This is a genomic window from Cellulosimicrobium sp. Marseille-Q4280 (assembly GCF_943181405.1).
Taxonomy (GTDB): Bacteria; Actinomycetota; Actinomycetes; order Actinomycetales; family Cellulomonadaceae; genus Cellulosimicrobium.
The window spans coordinates 371996-389059 of the sequence record NZ_CALPBY010000005.1; the positions used below are offsets into that span (position 1 = coordinate 371996).

The following is a 17064-nucleotide window of genomic DNA, read 5'->3' on the forward strand; positions in this document are numbered from 1 at the left end:
ACGCGCCCGTTCGCGACGGACTTCACGGGCGGACGATCAGTGCAGCGTCATGGCGAAGCACAGCGCGATGCCGTTGTCACCGCGGTCGAACGGCGGGTAGGGCAGCACGGCGCGGAAGCCGAGGGATCGGTAGAGCGTGATCGCGCTCGGCTGCCGGATGCCGGTCTCCAGGAGCAGCGCCGTCGCACCACGACGGCGCGCCTCGCGCTCGACCTCCGCCATGAGCAGCCGGGCGACACCGGCACCACGAGCCGACTCGCGGACGAAGACCTTCTTCACCTCGAGCGCCTCCGCGTGGCGGTCGGGCGCACCGGCCGTCGCGCGCTGCAGCGACGCGCAGCCGAGCGGTTCGTCGCCGCGCCAGGCGACGAACGTCGCGACGGAAGCGGCGCCGAGACGGGCGTCCACGGCGTCGAACCCGCCCGCGGCCTCCAGCCCGGCGAACAGCTCCGGGTAGAGGACCGCCGACGACGTGTCGTGCATCTCGCGGCGCAGCGCGGACGCCTCGGGGTCGTCCCACGGCACCGCTCGCACCTCGATCCCGGCGCGCTCATCCGGGCCGGCAGCACGTCGGTCGTACCCACCGCTGCCGAGGCCTCGCGGTCCGAGCGTTCCGGTGCGCGCGACGTCACGAGACGACCGCCGTCGCGCCGTGGCCCCGTCACCGTCCGCCGCTCCGTCGAGGTCGAGCGCGAAGCACCGGGAGAGCGGGTCACCGGCGTAGTGGCCGTAGGACTCGGTCGGGAGGTAGCCGAGGTCGAGGTAGAGGTCGATCGACTCCGGCTGCCGCGTGCCGGTCTCGAGCACGAGGCGCCGCAGGCCGAGCGCGGCGGCGTGCTCGTGCACTGCACCCATCGCGGTCCGTGCGTGCCCGCGCCCCCGGTGCTGGGGCAGGACGAAGAGGCGCTTCACCTCGCCGGTCGACGGCGCGTGGTGTCCGCCGCGACCATCGGGCGTCCCGGAGACGTCGCGCAGCGCGACGCACGCCACGGGCTCCGTCCCGTCACGCACGACGAGCGCCGCGAGGAGCTCCGCTGCGTCGAAGGCACCGCTGTCGGGCTCGCCGTAGCGTTCCGCGAGCTCGGCCTGCTGGCGCGCGAACAGGGCGAGCGCGTCGGCGTCGTCCCCGGGTACCGGGACCACGGTGACACCCGCCGACCCGACGGCCGACGCGCCGTCGGCCGTGCGAGCGACGACGCTCACGCGTGGACGAGCGCGCTCAGCACCGAGGTGAAGAAGCCGAGCCCGTCCGTGCCCGCGCGCGGGCCGGCCTCCGAGGCCGGACCGAAGCCGGCCTCGACGGCGTGCTCCGGGTGCGGCATGAGACCCACCACGTTGCCTGCGGCGTTCGAGATGCCCGCGATGTTGCGGCGCGAACCGTTCGGGTTCCAGCCGTCGTAGCGGAACACGACGCGACCCTCGGCCTCGAGCTCGTCGAGCGTGCGGTCGTCGGCGACGAACTGCCCGTCCTGGTTCTTCAGCGGGATCGTGATGCGCTGGCCGGCGGAGTAGTCGCGCGTCCACGCGGTGTCCGCGTTCTCGACGACGAGGACCTGCTCGCGGCAGACGAAGTGCAGGTGGTCGTTCTTGATCATCGAACCCGGCAGCAGGTGGGCCTCGGTGAGGACCTGGAAGCCGTTGCAGATGCCGAGCACCGGGAGCCCGCCCTGCGCGGCGTCCACGAGGGTCTCCATCACGGGCGCGAAGCGGCTGATCGCCCCGGCACGCAGGTAGTCGCCGTAGGAGAAGCCGCCCGGGAGGACGACCGCGTCGACGTCGTGCAGGTCGGCGTCCGCGTGCCAGAGCGCGACGGGCTCGCCGCCGGCGAGGCGGACGGCGCGCGCCGCGTCGCGGTCGTCGAGCGTGCCGGGGAAGGTGACGACGCCGACCCGCGCCGTCGCGAGGGAGGTGGCCCCGGTCATCAGGCGAGCCCCTCGGAGGCGATCGTGCCGGCCGCGTCGGTCGCGGCGTCGGCAACGCGGACGACGTCCTCGATCACGGGGTTGGAGAGCACCGTCGCGGCGGCCTCCTGCGCGGCGGCGAGGACCTCGGGCGTGACGTCGCCCTCGACCTCGAGCTCGAACCGCTTGCCCTGACGGACCGACGTGAACTGGGTGAAGCCGAGGCGCGGCAGCGCCCCGACGACGGCCTTGCCCTGCGGGTCCAGGATCTCGGGCTTGGGCATGACCTCGACGACGACGCGTCCCACGGGTGCTCCTTGGCGAAGAGTTCGGGAGGGCCGGGGCTCCGGGATCCCGGTCACGGGCGCGTGCTGCACGTGGCGGCACGTCACGGCGTGAGCGAGCGGGAGCCGACGGCGGGATTCCGCGGTCAGTCTACCCGCGCGCCGGGCGCGACCAGGTCGCCGTCCAAGGTCCCGGGAAGACGCCGACGGCCCGTGCGAACCGGCCCTTCGTCAGGGCTCGACGGCGCGCCTCGGTGCGACGGGGATGTTGCCGTCGAGCACGTGCTTGCGCCACGCGCGGGCGACATTCCTCTCGCGCCAAACCGCGCCTGCGAGAGCAAAGGTGGCCATGACCACGAGGACGATCCACGGCGAGAACGTCACGGGACTCTGCCCGAACAGCCAGCCCTGCACCGCCGGCACCCCGAACCAGACCGTCAGCAGAATCACCATGTTGAACACATTCGTGCGCCAGGAGAACAGTGCCCCGTGGATGTCGTCCGCGACCCACCACCAGTAGCGCGCGGGGAGCCGCGCGTCGAACAGCCGGTAGAGCAGCCACCGCCCGAGCGTCGGGTGCTCGCGCCACCGCAGCCCCCATCCCGCCCGGACGAGACCCCACGCCTCGCGGGCGCCGATTCCCGCCACGGAGGACGCGTCGTCGGTTGCGGGCGCGAGGTCCAGCAGGACCCCGAGCGCCTCGTCGCCGTGCGCATCGCGCCACCGGAGCGGGTAGGCGCGGAGCCAGAACCGCGCGGAGCGTTCGTACCGCCCCCCGACACCCTCGCGACGACGGGGCTCGTCACCGTCCGCCTGCACGCTGCGGCGGCCGCCCGGCGTCATGCCGGTCCTCCGGCGGCAGCTGCGCCGTCCACGCCGGGCCGCCGGGAGAGCGACCGCCGTGCCCGCTCGGCGAGCTCGGCGAGGCGCACTGTCTCCGCGCGGGCAGCCCGTCGCCCGCCGCCCGTTGCACGGTAGTAGCGGCGTAGCCGACCGTCGACGACCTCTTCGCCCACGGCCTCGACGAGACCCGACGCGACGAGCCGGTCGAGGTTGCCGTACAGCGTTCCCGCGCCGAGCGAGGTGTGCCCGCCCGAGAGCTCGCGGACGGCCTGGATGACGGCGTACCCGTGACGTCGCTCCTCGACCAGGGCGAGGAGCACGAGGTACGACTGCTCCGTCATGCGGAAGCTATCGCCGGTCGCTGCGTTCATCTCCGATATATATCGCACAACGACCCATGGCGCCAAGGCTGCGTCGACGGAGCGCCACCGCGGCGGTGTGCGCTGTCCAGCACCCGCCGAGTCACTGTCAGAGGCTATCGCTAGTCTCGAACACGTGTTCGAGACGCACGCTCGACCACGCGTGCGAGGGCGGGGTCCTGCCCCTTCCCCGCCCTCGCACGCCTCACGACGCCAGCGGACGGAGACCGGTCATGGCCGCACCACCACTCCCCCCGACCAGCGACCTCGCGACGACGGGCCGCCCCTCGGTGCGGACGGTCGCCGCGGTCCTCGCACGGGACGTCACGTGCACGTTCCCGGGGTGCGCCGTGCCGGCGTTCCGGTGCGACCTCGACCACGTGGTCGCCCCACGGCCCGGCGACGAGTCCGCGCACGCGGCGGACAACCTCGTCGCGCTGTGCCGGCACCACCACGTGGTGCGTGCCCGCGACGGGTGGCGTCCCAGCCTCCTGCACGACGGCACGGTCCGGTGGACGGCTCCGAGCGGTCACACCTACGTCCGCGCGGGAGCACGGACGGCGTGAACGCCTCAGGCCAGCGACGAGCCCGTGAGCCGCTCGTAGGCCTCGAGGTACCGGTCGCGAGTGCGGGCCACGACGTCCGCGGGCAGCGGCGGGGGCGGCGCGTCGGCCGAGCGGTCCCAGCCAGACTCCGGCGAGGTCAGCCAGTCGCGCACGTACTGCTTGTCGAAGCTGGGCTGCGCACGGCCGGGCTCCCACTGGTCCGCGGGCCAGAACCGCGACGAGTCGGGCGTGAGCACCTCGTCGCCGAGCACGGTCGCGCCCGTGGTCGGGTCCACCCCGAACTCCAGCTTGGTGTCCGCGAGGATCACACCGCGCTCGCGCGCGATCTCGTCCGCCCGCGCGTACACCGCGAGGGTGAGGCCGCGCAGCCGCGTCGCGTCCTCGACGCCGATCTGCTCCGCGACCACCTCGAACGACACGTTCTCGTCGTGCTCCCCGACGGCGGCCTTCGTCGCGGGGGTGAAGATCGGCTCGGGCAGGCGCGAGCCGTCGACCAGGCCGTCGGGCAGCGGCACGCCGCACACGCCGCCGCCGGCTCGGTACTCGACGAGGCCCGAGCCCGTGAGGTAGCCACGCGCGACGCACTCCACCGGGAACATGTCGAGCCGGCGGCAGATCATCGCGCGGCCAGCGACGACGTCGGGCACGAGCCCGTCGCCGGGCTCGGCCGACACCTCGGTCGACACGACGTGGTTCGGCACGAGGTCGGCCAGCTGCTCGAACCACCACAGGCTGAGCTGCGTGAGCACGACGCCCTTGTCCGGGATGCCCGGCGACAGCACGTGGTCGTACGCGCTGACCCGGTCGCTCGCCACGACGAGGACCACGTCGCCGAGCGGGTGCACCCCGCCGACGGCGGGCAGGTCCGGCTCGTAGAGGTCCCGGACCTTGCCCGAGTAGACGTGGCGCCAGCCCGGCAGCTCGAGCGTGGCGGTGTCGAACGCGTCGGCCTCGCCGAGCGAGAGCGGCGGCGTGTGGTCCCGTGGCGTGTCAGTCACGGGCCCTAGTTTCGCACCATGCACTTCACGCCCTCCGCCGCGTCCGCGCCCGAGCCTGCCGACGACCTCGCCGACGACGAGCGGACCGCCGACTTCCTGGACACGTTCTCGACGTTCATGGCCGTGGTGAACCAGCGCAGCCAGCGACAGCAGGCCGGATCCGCTCCCTCGGTCGCGTCCGTGCTGCGCGAGCACCTCGGTGCCGACCCGCGCGGCCTGGCCGTGGTCTCCGAGACCGTCTCCTCGCTCCGCCAGGTCGACGCGGACGTGGCGCTCGAGGTCGTGATGGCCCGGCACGGCGGCGGACGGCTCGTCGGCGTCGGTGGTGGCGAGCAGCGCATGCACACGTCGTTCTCGGAGATCGTCGAGCACTCGACCCTGTGGCAGCAGTTCCCCGTCGGAGCGGTCGACTACGCGCGCGCGGCGACCGGACCGGACTCCGACCGGCGGACCGTCGCCTTCGGCCTGCACCTCTTCACGCACGCGAGCACCCCGGTCGCCGTGCTCCAGCGTGCGGGCAGCCCTCGGCACGGGAACGAGGCAGCCCTGGAAGTCATGTGCCAGGGCGAGGACGCGGCGCTCGAGCTCCTCGCCGAGCTGCGTACCGCCATGGTGGAGCACAGCGTGCTGCGCGGGCAGGTCGTCACCTTCACGACGTCCGACTTCGGCCCCACGGCAGGGGGTCTCACGTTCCTGCGACGCGACCGGGTCCCCGCGTCGGACGTCGTGCTCCCCGAGGGCACGCTGGGCCGCATCGAGCGTCAGGTCGTCGGGGTCGCCCGTCACCGGGAGGCGCTGCGGGTGGCAGGTCAGCACCTCAAGCGGGGCGTCCTGCTGTACGGACCGCCCGGCACCGGCAAGACGCACACCGTGCGCCACCTCGTCGGCGAGAGCCCCGGCACCACCGTGCTGCTGCTCGCCGGAGGGGCGCTGCAGCTCGTGCGGCTCGCCGCCGAGACCGCGCGCGCGATGCAGCCCGCGATCATCGTCCTCGAGGACTGCGACCTCATCGCGGAGGACCGGTCGTTCCACGGCGGACCCCAGCCGTTGCTCTTCGAGGTGCTCGACGCGATGGACGGCCTCGGGAACGACGCCGACGTCGCGTTCCTGCTCACCACCAACCGCGCCGACCTCCTCGAGCGCGCCCTCGCGCAACGCCCCGGGCGCGTGGACCTCGCCGTCGAGATCCCGCTCCCGGACCAGGACGCGCGACGGCGTCTCTTCGAGCTCTACCGAGGAGGGTTGCCGTTCGCGCCCGCGACCCTCGACGCCGCGGCGGAAGGCACCGACGGCGTCACCGCCTCGTTCGTCAAGGAGGTGATCCGGCGCGCGGTGCTCCGTGCGGCCGAGGCGGGCCGCGGCCCGACGGACGACGATCTGCTGACCGCCGTCCACGAGATGACCGAGGACGAGGAGCGCATCACCCGGTCGCTCCTCGGCTCGTCGCCCGACGCCGAGCAGTGGCCCGACGTCGACGAGGAGTGACGTCCCTCGGGATCAGGCGGGGGCTCAGCCCGCGGTCGCGACGCCCCCGGCGGCAGCCGTCGCCGCGATGTCGGTCCGGTGGTGCGAGCCGGGCAGCACGATGCGGTCGACCGCGGCGTACGCGCGACGTCTCGCCTCGGCGAGGTCAGCGCCCTGCGCGACCACCGAGAGGACGCGGCCGCCCGACGCGACCAGCCCGCCGTCGTCGTCGCGAGACGTCCCGGCGTGCAGCACGTGCACGCCCTCGACGTCCTCGGCCGCGTCGATACCCGTGATCGGGTCGCCGCCGCGCACCGTACCGGGGTAGCCGTGCGCGGCGACGACCACGGTGACCGACGCGTCGTCGGACCACGAGAGCCGGGGCTGCTCGGCGAGCCGGCCCTGTGCCGCGGCGAGCATGAGCGCGGACAGCGGGGTGAGGAGCCGTGCGAGCACCGACTGGGTCTCCGGGTCGCCGAACCGTGCGTTGAACTCGACGACCCGCGTCCCGCGGCTCGTCAGCGCGAGGCCGACGTAGAGCACCCCGACGAACGGGGTCCCGCGTCGCGCCATCTCGTCGATCGTCGGCTGCGCGACGCGCGCGACGACCTCGTCCACCAGCCCGTCCGGCGCCCACGGCAGCGGGCTGTACGCGCCCATGCCGCCCGTGTTCGGGCCGGCGTCCCCGTCGAACGCGCGCTTGAAGTCCTGGGCGGGCTGCAGCGGCACGACGGTCGCGCCGTCGGACAGGCAGAACAGCGACACCTCGGGTCCGTCGAGGTACTCCTCGACGACGACGCGCGGGTCCTCGGGCGTCCCGTCCGCGGCTGTCCGTGGGGACGAGAAGCACGCCGCCGCGTGCTCGAGCGCCGCCTGCCGGTCCTCCGTGACGACGACGCCCTTGCCCGCGGCGAGGCCGTCGTCCTTGATGACGTAGGGGGGGCCGAACGCGTCGACCGCCGCAGCGACCTCGTCGACGTCCGTGCACACGTGCGCGAGCGCCGTCGGCACGGACGCGGCGGCCATGACCTCCTTGGCGAAGGCCTTGGAGCCCTCGAGCCGCGCGGCCTCCGCGGAGGGGCCGAACACCGGGACCCCGGCGGCGCGCACGGCGTCGCCCACGCCGGCGACGAGGGGCGCCTCCGGGCCGACCACGACGAGGTCCGCGCCGAGCTCCGTCGCGAGCGCGGCGACCGCAGCACCGTCGAGCTGGTCGACGCGGTGCAGCGTCGCCTCGGCGGCGATCCCCGGGTTGCCGGGCGCCGCGTGGATCTCGTGCGGCGCGGTGCCGAGGCGGTCGGCCTCGCGCGCGACGGCGTGGACGATGGCGTGCTCGCGGGCACCGGTCCCGACGACGAGGATCTTCACGGGCGCCGAGTCTACCGAGGATGTCCCCGCGGCCCTCCGACGACGGGGCTCAGTGGATGAGGTCGTGCCGCGGGATGATCGCGTCGCGGCTCGGGCCGACGCCGATCGCCGACATCCGCGTCCCGGACATCTCCTCGAGCGCGAGCACGTAGCGCTGCGCGTTCACCGGCAGGTCCTCGAACGTGCGGGCGCCGGAGATGTCCTCCCACCAGCCGTCGAGCTCCTCGTAGATCGGCGTCGCGTGGTGGAACGCCGTCTGGTCGAGGGGCATCTCGTCGTGGCGGACGCCGTCGACGTCGTACGCGACGCAGACCGGGACCTTCTCGAAGCCCGTGAGGATGTCGAGCTTGGTGAGCACCATGTCGGTGATCCCGTTGACGCGCGTCGCGTAGCGCGCGATGACCGAGTCGTACCAGCCGCAGCGCCGCGCGCGACCCGTCGTCACGCCGTACTCGCCGCCCTGCTTGAGCAGGTACTCGCCGTTCGCGTCGAAGAGCTCGGTGGGGAACGGCCCCTCGCCCACGCGCGTCGTGTACGCCTTGATGACGCCGATGACCGAGCCGATGCGCGTCGGACCGACGCCCGACCCCGTGAGCGCGCCGCCCGCCGTCGCGTTCGACGACGTGACGAACGGGTAGGTGCCGTGGTCGACGTCGAGCATGGTCGCCTGGCCACCCTCGAAGAGGACGTTCTTGCCCTCGTCGAGCGCCTTGTTCAGCACGAGCGACGTGTCGGCGACCATCGGCTTGATGCGCTCCGCGTACTGCAGGAGCTCCGCGAGCGTCTCGTCGACGGTGATCGCGCGGCGGTTGTAGACCTTGACCAGCAGGTGGTTCTTCTGGTCGAGCGAGCCCTCGATCTTCTCCGCGAGGATCTTCTCGTCGAACAGGTCCCACATCCGGATGCCGACGCGGTTGATCTTGTCCGCGTACGCCGGGCCGATGCCACGGCCGGTCGTGCCGATGCGGCGCTTGCCGAGGAAGCGCTCGCTCACCTTGTCGATCGTGCGGTGGTAGCCCGCGATGATCTGCGCCGACCCCGAGACGAGCAGCTTCGAGACGTCGACGCCGCGCGCGACGAGGTCGTCGAGCTCCTGGAACAGGACCTCGATGTCCACGACGACACCGTTCGCGATGACGGGCGTGACGCCGGGCGACAGGATGCCCGACGGGAGCAGGTGCAGCGCGTACTTCTCGTCGCCGATGACGACGGTGTGGCCGGCGTTGTTGCCGCCGTTGAACTTCACCACGTAGTCGACGCGCGACCCGAGGAGGTCTGTCGCCTTGCCCTTGCCTTCGTCGCCCCACTGGGCACCGATGAGCACCACGCCTGGCATGGATTCCCCACTTTCGACTGCCTGTTCCTCGGGCCGGTCATGTCGTGCGCGCGTCGATCGCGCGACAGGTGCCGGTCGTGCCCGACGGCGCGGCTCCCGCGGGGCCCGAGGCGTCCCCCGGGCGGCAGTCACCCGGGGACCGCGACGAGTTTACCGGTCGTTGACCTTCGGGGTGCAGGCCGTCCACGGCGCGCCGCCCGCGGGCTGCCGAACCCCGGGAGCCGCACGACCCCGGGTTCGGCACAATGGGCCCATGAGCGACTCCCACCAGAACCTCCTCGACGGACCGGCGCCGGTCCGTCTCCCCGACGACTTCGCCGCCGTGCGCGACGGCCTCGACGCCGGGGGCGACCCGTACGAGATCGCGGCGCGCGAGCCCGCGTCGTCGCTCGCGTGGGCGTTCCTCGCCGAGGACTACCTCCACGAGAACGGCTCGAAGGGCGCCGTGACCGCGTACGCGTTCGCCCGCACGGGCTACCACCGCGGTCTCGACGCGCTGCGCCGCGCGGGTTGGCGGGGCCAGGGACCCATCCCCGCCGACCACGTCCCCAACCAGGGCTTCCTGCGCGCGCTGCTCGCGCTCGCCGAGTGCGCCGCGTACATCGGCGAGGTCGACGAGGCCGAGCGCTGCGAGCAGTTCCTGCGCGCGTCCGGCACGTCCGCCGACGAGGTGCGCGCCCTGCGCTGAGCGGGCGCCGCCGGGCTCGTCGGTCGGCGCAGCCGCAGAGCCGCGGGGTGCAGGTGCTCCAGGCCGCGTCTACAGTCGACAGCATGATCGAGATCGCCACCTCCCCCGCGACGACGACGCTCGTCATCACCGGGGACCTCGATCTCGCCGAGCGTGACCAGTTCCCGGAGATCGCGGCGCGCGTCGTCGGGCTGCGGCGCCAGCTCCTCGTCATCGACATGTGCCGCGTGACGTTCATGGACTCGACGGGCGCGGCGTTCCTCATCTCGCTCGCCGACTCCGGCCGCAAGCGCGGCGGTGCGACGGTCCTGCGCGGCTGCGACGACCGTGACCTCTTCGTCCTGGAGGTCTGCGGCGCGCTCGAGCTGTTCCGCATCGACGCGGACCACCGCTGCGAGCCCGCGACGCCGCCGTCGGGGTTCGCCAAGGTCGAGCCCCAGGCCTAGCACCTGCTCCCCGCGTGCGCCGGGAGCAGGTGTTCCCGGCGACGCCTACCTGCGCGACGCCTACCTGCCGGTCAGGCCTGACGCGCGGCCGACTGGGGCCGCAGGGTCGCCCAGACGAGCTTGCCGGACGCCGTCGGACGCCAGCCCCAGTCCGCGAGCCGCTCGACGATCTGCATGCCGAACCCGCCCATGCGGTTGGCGTGGCCGTCCGTCGGGACGGGCGGCGCGGGGTTGGAGTCCTCGACCTCGACCCGGATCCCGTCGCCCGTGTCGAACAGCCGCAGCGCGAGGTGGCCCCAGCCGTGGAGCACGCCGTTCGCGACGAGCTCCGACACGACCAGCTCGGCGTTCGCGCTGTCCTTGACCCCCCACGCCTGGCACGTGCGCACGACGGCGTGCCGCGCCCGCCCGATCGACGCCGGCTCGCTCGGCAGGAGCCACCGGCGGCTGCGCGGGCTGAGCACGACGGCCGTCGCGTCGCCCACCGGGTCGGGGATGCGCACGACGACGAGGGCGACGTCGTCCTCCGGGGCGTCCGCGAGCCGCGAGAGGAGCTCCTCGCCGACCCCTGCGGCGTCCACGGCGGTGACGGCGGCGGACGCGGCGACGAGCGCGTCGAGCCCGACGCGCAGCGCGCGGTCCCGTCGTTCGATGAGGCCGTCGGTGTAGAAGACGAGCGTGTCCCCGGGGCGCAGCGACACCTCCCCGGTGGACCGGGTCCGCCCGCCGAACCCGACGAGCGCGCCGCCGGCGTCGTCGAGCTGGGTGACCGTTCCCTCGCGCAGGAGCAGCGGGGGCAGGTGGCCGGCACGCGAGTACTCGATGCGCCACGCGTCCTCGGTGTCCGTCGCGTCGGGGCGCGTGAGCGCGGCGTACACGAGGCTCGCCGAGCGCGGGATGCGCATCCCTTGGACGAGCTGGTCGACCCGGTCGAGGACCGGTCCCGGGGTGGTGAGCTCGTAGGCGTAGGACCGCACGACGGACCGCAGCTGGCCCATCGCGGCAGCCGCCTCGACGTCGTGACCCACCACGTCGCCGATGACCAGGCCCACGACGTCCGGGGTGATCTGCAGGACGTCGTACCAGTCGCCGCCGACCTGGGCGTGCTCGGAGTTCGGCGCGTAGTACGTCCAGACGTCGAGACCCGTGACGTCCGCCTGCTCCGGCAGCATGGCCCGCTGCAGCGTCTCCGCGAGGCGGTGCTCGCGCGCGTAGAGCCGGACGTTGTCGATCGCGGTGCCCGCGCGCCGGGCGATGACCTGCAGCAGCGTGCGGACGCTCTCGCGAGCCTCCGTGTCGACGCCGCGCGGACCCGTGGTGTCCTCGTCGCCGCACGACACGAGGAGCCCCAGGATGCGCCGACGGCCCGGGACGGCCGTGACCGTCACGGCGCGAGGCCGGCGCGCGAGGCGCGAGAGCCGGTGCTCGAGGTCGCGCCGGAGCCAGCCCGAGGCGGACCACTGGGGGAACTCGGCGGTCAGGTCGAGCTCGACCGGGCCCTCGATCCGGCCGTCGAGCAGGTCCTGGACGCGGTCGGGGACGTCGACGAGGCGGGGCCGCGGGGACGACTCGTCGGTGACGGCCGCGTCACCGAGCGCGTCGGTCTCGGCGATGCCCGGACGCCCCAGCGCCCCCACCCCCGGCGTGTAGCGACCGTGGCGCTGCCCGCGTCCGCTGGGCGGGGCCGACGTGTCGACGCCGTCCGCGAAGCGCAGCCCGTCGTCGTTGAGGTAGAAGCCGGCCCAGTCCACGACGTACCCGGCGAGGAGGCTCGTGATGTCGCGCAGGGCGTACGGCTGGTCGAGGTCGGCGAGCAGGTCCGAGCTGCGCGCGACGACGTCGAGCACCGCCCGCTCGCGCCGCTCGAGCGCGAGAGACGCGACCTGGGCCGCGTACCGCTCGAGATGGTCCGACACGTCGACCTGGACGCCGACCCAGTGCGTGACCTCACCCTCGGGGCCGAGGATCGGGGAGAGCGAGAGCTGGGCCCACACCGGCTGGCCGTCGCGCCGTCGCGCACGGACGGTGTGGGTGATCTCACGCCCGGCGAGGATCGCGGCCCGGAGCTCGTCCACCTCGACCGGCTCGGCGAGCAGGGCCTCGAGCGCGCGCGGGCTGCGCCCGACGACGTCCTGCGCGGCGAACCCCGTGTCCCGCTCGAACGCCCGGTTGACCCAGACGAGAGGCATGCCCGCAGACCGTGGGCCCGTGACGAACATCGCGACGCCCGCGCTGTCCATCGCGCGGGTGCACAGCTCGAGGACGTGTGCGGGCAGGTCGGTGCCGAGTCCCAGCGGTCCGCCCATCCTCACCTCCGACGGTCTGCTCTGCGCGTGAGCCATCGTCAGGCACCGTCCTGTGGACGCCTGACGGTCGCATCTGGCTGCACACGCTCCGGTCGCGTTACTGTCCCGACTGGACATTCAACCGTAGATTGGTGCTTCCCGAGACCGGAACGGTCCTGGAGCCGCTGAAAGGAGCGCCGTGCGCGAAGGTACCTCCTCGTCCGCCGACCGGCCGGTCGGCGTCGCCGGTGACCCTGCACGGTCGGGCGACCCGGCGAGCGTGCACGTCATCGTGGGCACCACGCGTGCCCGCATCGTCCTGTCGGGTGAGATCGACGCCGACCTGGGCGCGGACCTCCAGGAGGCGACCGCGGCCGCCGAGGACTCGGGGCTGCCCGTCGAGATCGACGCGCACCACGTGACCTTCATGGACTCGTCCGGCGTCGCGTTCCTCGCCCGTCTGGCGTCGCGCGGCCCGCACCGCGTCCGCGTGCTCCGCGCACCGCCGACCGTCCGGTTCCTCCTCGAGGTGACACGCATCGGCGAGCTGCTCGACATCGTCGACACGGATCCGGGCTTCGACCTCGAGGAGCCTGCCGACGGGCCGGAAGCGCCCGGCTCCTGACCGGCACCCGACCACCACCGCGACACGAGAAGGCCCCCGGTCCGCGGACCGGGGGCCTTCTCGTGCGGCGCAGGTCCTGACGCAGTGCGTCGGGACACCGTGTGCGTCAGCGGAGCTTGTTGCCCGCCGAGCGCAGCTGCTGCGCGGCCTCGACGATGCGGGCGGCCATGCCGGCCTCGGCCAGCTTGCCCCAGGCGCGCGGGTCGTAGGCCTTCTTGTTGCCCACCTCGCCGTCGACCTTGAGGACGCCGTCGTAGTTGCCGAACATGTGGCCGACGACGGGACGCGTGAACGCGTACTGCGTGTCCGTGTCGATGTTCATCTTGATGACGCCGTGGTCGACCGCCTCGGAGATCTCCTCGGCCGTGGAACCCGAGCCGCCGTGGAACACGAGGTCGAACGGGTTCTCCTTGCCGATCTCCGCGCCGACGGTCTTCTGGATCTCGGCGAGGATCGACGGGCGCAGCTTGACGGCACCCGGCTTGTAGACGCCGTGCACGTTGCCGAACGTGAGGGCCGTCAGGTAGCGGCCCTTCTCGCCGGCGCCGAGCGCGCGGACCGTCGCCAGGCCGTCCTCGGCGGTCGTGTAGAGCTTCTCGTTGATCTCGGCCTCGTGGCCGTCCTCCTCGCCACCGACGACGCCGACCTCGATCTCGAGGATCGTGCGGGCCGCCTGCGAGAGCTCGAGGAGCTCCGCGGCGATGACGAGGTTCTCGTCCAGCGGGATGTCCGAGCCGTCGAACATGTGCGACTGGAACGTCGGCAGGCCGCCGTTCCTCACCTGCTCGGCCTCGATCTGCAGGAGCGGGCGGACCCAGGAGTCGAGGTTCTTCTTGACGCAGTGGTCCGTGTGGATCGCGATCTGCACGGGGTAGCTCTTCGCGACCTCGGCGGCGTACGCGGCGAGCGCGAGCGAGCCGGAGATGCGGTCCTTGACCGTCGAGCCCGACGCGTACTCGGCGCCACCCACCGAGACCTGGATGATGCCGTCGGACTCCGCCTCGGCGAAGCCCTGGAGCGCGGCGGTGACGGTCTGCGACGACGTGATGTTGACGGCCGGGTAGGCGAACTTGCCTGCCTTCGCCCGGTCGATCATGTCGGCGTAGACCTCGGGGGTTGCGATGGGCATGCGGAGCTCCTGGGGAGTCGTGCGGGGTGGTGTTGTCGGTCAAAGTCTGGCACGGATGGCCGCGGGGCCGTCAGGGCCGTTCGACCTGTGGTCCCCCGACGTCCGCGTGCTGCACGACCCACGCGTGCATCGCGATCGCGGCGGCCGCACCGGCGTTGAGCGAGCGCGTCGAGCCGAGCTGCGTGATGTGCAGGACGGCCTCGCTCGCCGCGACGGCCTCGGGCGTGAGGCCCGAGGACTCTTGGCCGAGCAGCAGCACGCACGCGCGCGGGAGCGCGAAGCCCTCGATCGGCACCGAGCCCGGCACGTTGTCGACGCCGAGGACGGGAAGCCCTTCGGTCTCCGCCCACGCCGCGAGGTCCTCGACCGTGGCGTGGTGGTGCACGTGCAGGTAGCGGTCGGTGACCATCGCGCCGCGCCGGTTCCAGCGTCGTCGGCCGACGACGTGCACGCCCGCCGCGCTGAACGCGTTCGCCGTGCGCACGACCGAGCCGATGTTGAGGTCGTGCGCCCAGTTCTCGATCGCGACGTGGAAGAACCGGTCCGCGGGCCGTCGTGCGTCCAGGTCCGCGACGACCGCGTCCACCGTCCAGTACCGGTAGGCGTCGACGACGTTGCGCCGGTCGCCGTGCTCGAGCAGCTCGGGGTCGTACCGCGGGTCGAGCGGGTCCTGCGGGTCGGTCGACGGCGCGCCCGCCGCGTCGACGCGCGGCCACGCCGCCCGACCGCCCGGCCAGGGCCCGACGCCGACCTCACGCTCCTCCGCGGGACGCCTCGAAGCATCCGGCGCCCCGGACGCCGCGGTCACGCGTCCGCGGCCCGGCGCGCGACGCGCGCCTCCCAGACCATCGCGCCGGCGACGACGGCCGCGCCGGCGAGAGCCAGCAGCACCGGCACGACCACGGACCCGGTCGGGGCGAGGAGGGTCCCGTCCTCCTCCTGCCAGGGCCACAGCGCCCGCAGCGACCCGATCATCAGGCCCGCGAGCACCGCCATGGTCGTCTGACGGCGGTGGTGCAGCAGCCACTGCAGCAGCTTGACGAACGACGCGAGGCCGACCGCGGCCCCGAGCACGAACGCCCCGACGAACGCGAGGTCGCGGTCGGACAACGCCTGCTGGACGGGCACGTACAGACCCATGGCGAGGAGGACGAACGAGCCGGAGACGCCGGGGAGGACGAGCGCGTTGATCGCGATGGCGGCACCGAGGAACACGAACCACAGCGAGGGGTCGTCGACCTGCCCGGGCGGCAGGCTCGTGAGGAGGAAGCCCACGACCGCGGCGACGACGAGCAGCGCGCCGTCGAGAGCGCGGAAGCGGCCGGGCATGAGTCGCAGCGGGACCGCCACGGAGACGACGATCATGCCGAAGAACACCGACCGGACGGGGACGGGGTGCGACTCGAGCAGCGGCGCGATGAGGCGCAGGGACAGGAGCAGCACGACGAGCATGCCGAGGAGGACGGGGACGAGCAGCGGCCAGTCCACGGCACGGAGCGCGGCCACCGCCGGGGCGACGCCACGGCGCCGGACCACTCCGACGACGAGCTCCCGGGCGGCGTGCAGCAGCTCGCTCGCGGCGTCGATGAGGTCGTCGTACAGGCCGACGACGAGGGCGATCGTGCCGCCGGAGATGCCGGGGACGGACTCCGCGGCACCGACGAGGCCTCCACGGACCGCGGAGGCGGGCGCCGAGCGCCACGAGGTCCGCCGACGCGCGAGGTGCGCGGGGTGCTCGTCGTGCTCGGGCCGGTCGAGCTGGTCCAGCCGCTCACCGAGGTCGGCGGGTTCGTCGCGAGGGGTCGTCACCCGCGAAGGGTAGCCCGGACGCCCAGTACCCTGGCGGTGGCACCACCGGCGAAGGAGAGCGCAACGTGACACACCGGACGATCGAGTCGTGGCTCACGGACATGGACGGGGTCCTCGTCCACGAGGGCCACGCGATCCCCGGCGCGCCCGAGTTCGTCCGGGCCCTGCGGGACAAGGGCCGGCCGTTCCTCATCCTCACGAACAACTCGATCTTCACGGCGCGCGACCTGCGGGCCCGGCTCGCGACGTCGGGCATCGAGGTGCCCGAGGAGGCGATCTGGACCTCGGCGCTCGCCACGGCGCAGTTCCTGCACGACCAGATCCCGGGCGGCAGCGCGTACGCCGTGGGCGAGGCGGGGCTCACGACGGCGCTCTACGAGGCGGGCTACACGCTCACCGAGTCGGACCCGGACTACGTGGTGCTCGGCGAGACGCGCACCTACTCGTTCGAGGCGATCACCAAGGCGATCCGGCTCGTGCTCGGCGGCGCGCGCTTCATCTGCACCAACCCGGACACGACCGGCCCCTCGCAGGAGGGTCCCCTGCCGGCGACCGGCGCCGTCGCCGCGATGATCACGTCCGCGACGGGACGCAAGCCGTACTTCGTCGGCAAGCCGAACCCGATGATGTTCCGGTCCGCGCTCAACCGCATCGACGCGCACTCGGAGAAGACCGCGATGATCGGGGACCGCATGGACACCGACGTCGTCGCGGGCATCGAGGCGGGCCTGTACACCTACCTCGTCATGACGGGCTCGACCCGCATGTCCGAGGTCGACCGCTTCCCGTTCCGGCCGAGCAAGGTCGTCGACTCGGTCGCGGACCTCGTCGACCTGGTCTGAGCCGAGCCCCGCTGAGCCGAGCTCCTCGGAGCCGATCCCTCGGAGCCGAGCCCGCCCACGGGCGTCACCTCACGGGCCAGCGCGGACAGCACGACGGCGCCCGGTCACCGAGGTGACCGGG

General features: G+C 73.3%; 18 protein-coding genes. 6 read left to right on the forward strand and 12 right to left on the reverse strand.

What is annotated here, in order from left to right:
* Positions 1-36: 36 nt before the first annotated feature.
* From NFS20_RS15050 to NFS20_RS15070, 5 genes are all read right to left on the reverse strand, one after another.
* Entirely contained in the window at positions 37-1203 is a 1167-nt protein-coding gene (locus tag NFS20_RS15050) for a GNAT family N-acetyltransferase (protein ID WP_251152600.1), read from the reverse strand.
* Positions 1200-1922, reverse strand: coding sequence for a phosphoribosylformylglycinamidine synthase subunit PurQ (purQ, locus tag NFS20_RS15055; RefSeq protein WP_251152601.1), 723 nt, complete (start codon positions 1920-1922; stop codon positions 1200-1202). The genes NFS20_RS15050 and purQ overlap by 4 nt, the downstream gene beginning before the upstream one ends.
* Complete coding sequence (gene purS / locus NFS20_RS15060) at positions 1922-2209, reverse strand: phosphoribosylformylglycinamidine synthase subunit PurS (RefSeq protein ID WP_251152602.1); 288 nt, start codon at positions 2207-2209, stop codon at positions 1922-1924. Before purS ends, purQ begins: the two co-directional genes overlap by 1 nt.
* Before the next feature lie 207 nt (positions 2210-2416).
* On the reverse strand, positions 2417-3028 hold the full coding sequence (locus NFS20_RS15065; RefSeq protein ID WP_251152603.1) for a hypothetical protein: 612 nt from the start codon (positions 3026-3028) through the stop codon (positions 2417-2419).
* The gene (locus tag NFS20_RS15070) at positions 3025-3399 is read right to left on the reverse strand and encodes a PadR family transcriptional regulator (RefSeq protein WP_251152604.1); all 375 of its coding nucleotides are present in this window, start codon (positions 3397-3399) and stop codon (positions 3025-3027) included. The genes NFS20_RS15065 and NFS20_RS15070 overlap by 4 nt, the downstream gene beginning before the upstream one ends.
* 221 nt (positions 3400-3620) lie before the next feature.
* Here NFS20_RS15070 and NFS20_RS15075 point away from each other — a divergent pair, with 221 nt between their 5' ends.
* Positions 3621-3953, forward strand: a complete 333-nt coding sequence (locus NFS20_RS15075) for an HNH endonuclease signature motif containing protein (RefSeq protein ID WP_251152605.1) — start codon at positions 3621-3623, stop codon at positions 3951-3953.
* A 5-nt stretch (positions 3954-3958) separates the two neighbouring features.
* Here the strand turns inward: NFS20_RS15075 and NFS20_RS15080 are convergent, their stop codons facing one another.
* Positions 3959-4951: a phosphoribosylaminoimidazolesuccinocarboxamide synthase gene (locus NFS20_RS15080; protein WP_502800824.1), complete on the reverse strand. Its 993-nt coding sequence runs from the start codon at positions 4949-4951 to the stop codon at positions 3959-3961.
* A gap of 18 nt (positions 4952-4969) precedes the next feature.
* Here NFS20_RS15080 and NFS20_RS15085 point away from each other — a divergent pair, with 18 nt between their 5' ends.
* Positions 4970-6436 carry an AAA family ATPase gene (locus tag NFS20_RS15085; protein ID WP_251152606.1) on the forward strand — a complete coding sequence of 489 codons (1467 nt, stop codon included), beginning with the start codon at positions 4970-4972 and terminating at the stop codon, positions 6434-6436.
* A gap of 24 nt (positions 6437-6460) precedes the next feature.
* Here the strand turns inward: NFS20_RS15085 and purD are convergent, their stop codons facing one another.
* Positions 6461-7783, reverse strand: a complete 1323-nt coding sequence (gene purD / locus NFS20_RS15090) for a phosphoribosylamine--glycine ligase (RefSeq protein WP_251152607.1) — start codon at positions 7781-7783, stop codon at positions 6461-6463.
* A 49-nt stretch (positions 7784-7832) separates the two neighbouring features.
* Positions 7833-9119: an adenylosuccinate synthase gene (locus tag NFS20_RS15095; protein WP_251152608.1), complete on the reverse strand. Its 1287-nt coding sequence runs from the start codon at positions 9117-9119 to the stop codon at positions 7833-7835.
* Positions 9120-9372: 253 nt separating this feature from the next.
* Between NFS20_RS15095 and NFS20_RS15100 the strand changes: the two genes are divergently transcribed.
* Together NFS20_RS15100 and NFS20_RS15105 are read left to right on the forward strand one after the other, a co-directional pair.
* Positions 9373-9807 (forward strand): DUF3151 domain-containing protein, encoded by a 435-nt coding sequence (locus NFS20_RS15100; RefSeq protein WP_251152609.1) that lies wholly within the window; start codon positions 9373-9375, stop codon positions 9805-9807.
* Between the two features lie 83 nt (positions 9808-9890).
* Complete coding sequence (locus NFS20_RS15105) at positions 9891-10253, forward strand: STAS domain-containing protein (RefSeq protein ID WP_251152610.1); 363 nt, start codon at positions 9891-9893, stop codon at positions 10251-10253.
* A gap of 71 nt (positions 10254-10324) precedes the next feature.
* Here the strand turns inward: NFS20_RS15105 and NFS20_RS15110 are convergent, their stop codons facing one another.
* Complete coding sequence (locus tag NFS20_RS15110) at positions 10325-12559, reverse strand: SpoIIE family protein phosphatase (protein WP_251152611.1); 2235 nt, start codon at positions 12557-12559, stop codon at positions 10325-10327.
* Positions 12560-12737: 178 nt separating this feature from the next.
* Here NFS20_RS15110 and NFS20_RS15115 point away from each other — a divergent pair, with 178 nt between their 5' ends.
* On the forward strand, positions 12738-13163 hold the full coding sequence (locus NFS20_RS15115) for an STAS domain-containing protein (protein WP_463103646.1): 426 nt from the start codon (positions 12738-12740) through the stop codon (positions 13161-13163).
* A 106-nt stretch (positions 13164-13269) separates the two neighbouring features.
* Here the strand turns inward: NFS20_RS15115 and fbaA are convergent, their stop codons facing one another.
* The 3 genes from fbaA to NFS20_RS15130 all read right to left on the reverse strand — a co-directional run bounded on the left by fbaA (position 13270) and on the right by NFS20_RS15130 (position 16101).
* On the reverse strand, positions 13270-14292 hold the full coding sequence (gene fbaA / locus NFS20_RS15120) for a class II fructose-bisphosphate aldolase (protein ID WP_251152612.1): 1023 nt from the start codon (positions 14290-14292) through the stop codon (positions 13270-13272).
* A gap of 70 nt (positions 14293-14362) precedes the next feature.
* The gene (locus tag NFS20_RS15125) at positions 14363-15100 is read right to left on the reverse strand and encodes a TrmH family RNA methyltransferase (protein WP_251152613.1); all 738 of its coding nucleotides are present in this window, start codon (positions 15098-15100) and stop codon (positions 14363-14365) included.
* Positions 15097-16101 carry a DUF368 domain-containing protein gene (locus NFS20_RS15130; RefSeq protein ID WP_251152614.1) on the reverse strand — a complete coding sequence of 335 codons (1005 nt, stop codon included), beginning with the start codon at positions 16099-16101 and terminating at the stop codon, positions 15097-15099. The genes NFS20_RS15125 and NFS20_RS15130 overlap by 4 nt, the downstream gene beginning before the upstream one ends.
* Positions 16102-16202: 101 nt before the next feature.
* Here NFS20_RS15130 and NFS20_RS15135 point away from each other — a divergent pair, with 101 nt between their 5' ends.
* Positions 16203-16943: an HAD-IIA family hydrolase gene (locus tag NFS20_RS15135; RefSeq protein WP_251152670.1), complete on the forward strand. Its 741-nt coding sequence runs from the start codon at positions 16203-16205 to the stop codon at positions 16941-16943.
* Positions 16944-17064 lie beyond the last annotated feature (121 nt).

Excerpts from the sequence above, each read along its gene's own strand:
- purQ (WP_251152601.1), bottom strand. The coding sequence starts at position 1,922 with ATGACCGGGGCCACCTCCCTCGCGACGGCGCGGGTCGGCGTCGTCACC.
- NFS20_RS15065 (WP_251152603.1), bottom strand. The coding sequence starts at position 3,028 with ATGACGCCGGGCGGCCGCCGCAGCGTGCAGGCGGACGGTGACGAGCCC.
- NFS20_RS15070 (WP_251152604.1), bottom strand. The coding sequence starts at position 3,399 with ATGAACGCAGCGACCGGCGATAGCTTCCGCATGACGGAGCAGTCGTAC.
- NFS20_RS15075 (WP_251152605.1), top strand. The coding sequence starts at position 3,621 with ATGGCCGCACCACCACTCCCCCCGACCAGCGACCTCGCGACGACGGGC.
- NFS20_RS15085 (WP_251152606.1), top strand. The coding sequence starts at position 4,970 with ATGCACTTCACGCCCTCCGCCGCGTCCGCGCCCGAGCCTGCCGACGAC.
- NFS20_RS15095 (WP_251152608.1), bottom strand. The coding sequence starts at position 9,119 with ATGCCAGGCGTGGTGCTCATCGGTGCCCAGTGGGGCGACGAAGGCAAG.
- NFS20_RS15100 (WP_251152609.1), top strand. The coding sequence starts at position 9,373 with ATGAGCGACTCCCACCAGAACCTCCTCGACGGACCGGCGCCGGTCCGT.
- NFS20_RS15105 (WP_251152610.1), top strand. The coding sequence starts at position 9,891 with ATGATCGAGATCGCCACCTCCCCCGCGACGACGACGCTCGTCATCACC.
- NFS20_RS15110 (WP_251152611.1), bottom strand. The coding sequence starts at position 12,559 with ATGGGCGGACCGCTGGGACTCGGCACCGACCTGCCCGCACACGTCCTC.
- fbaA (WP_251152612.1), bottom strand. The coding sequence starts at position 14,292 with ATGCCCATCGCAACCCCCGAGGTCTACGCCGACATGATCGACCGGGCG.
- NFS20_RS15135 (WP_251152670.1), top strand. The coding sequence starts at position 16,203 with ATGGACGGGGTCCTCGTCCACGAGGGCCACGCGATCCCCGGCGCGCCC.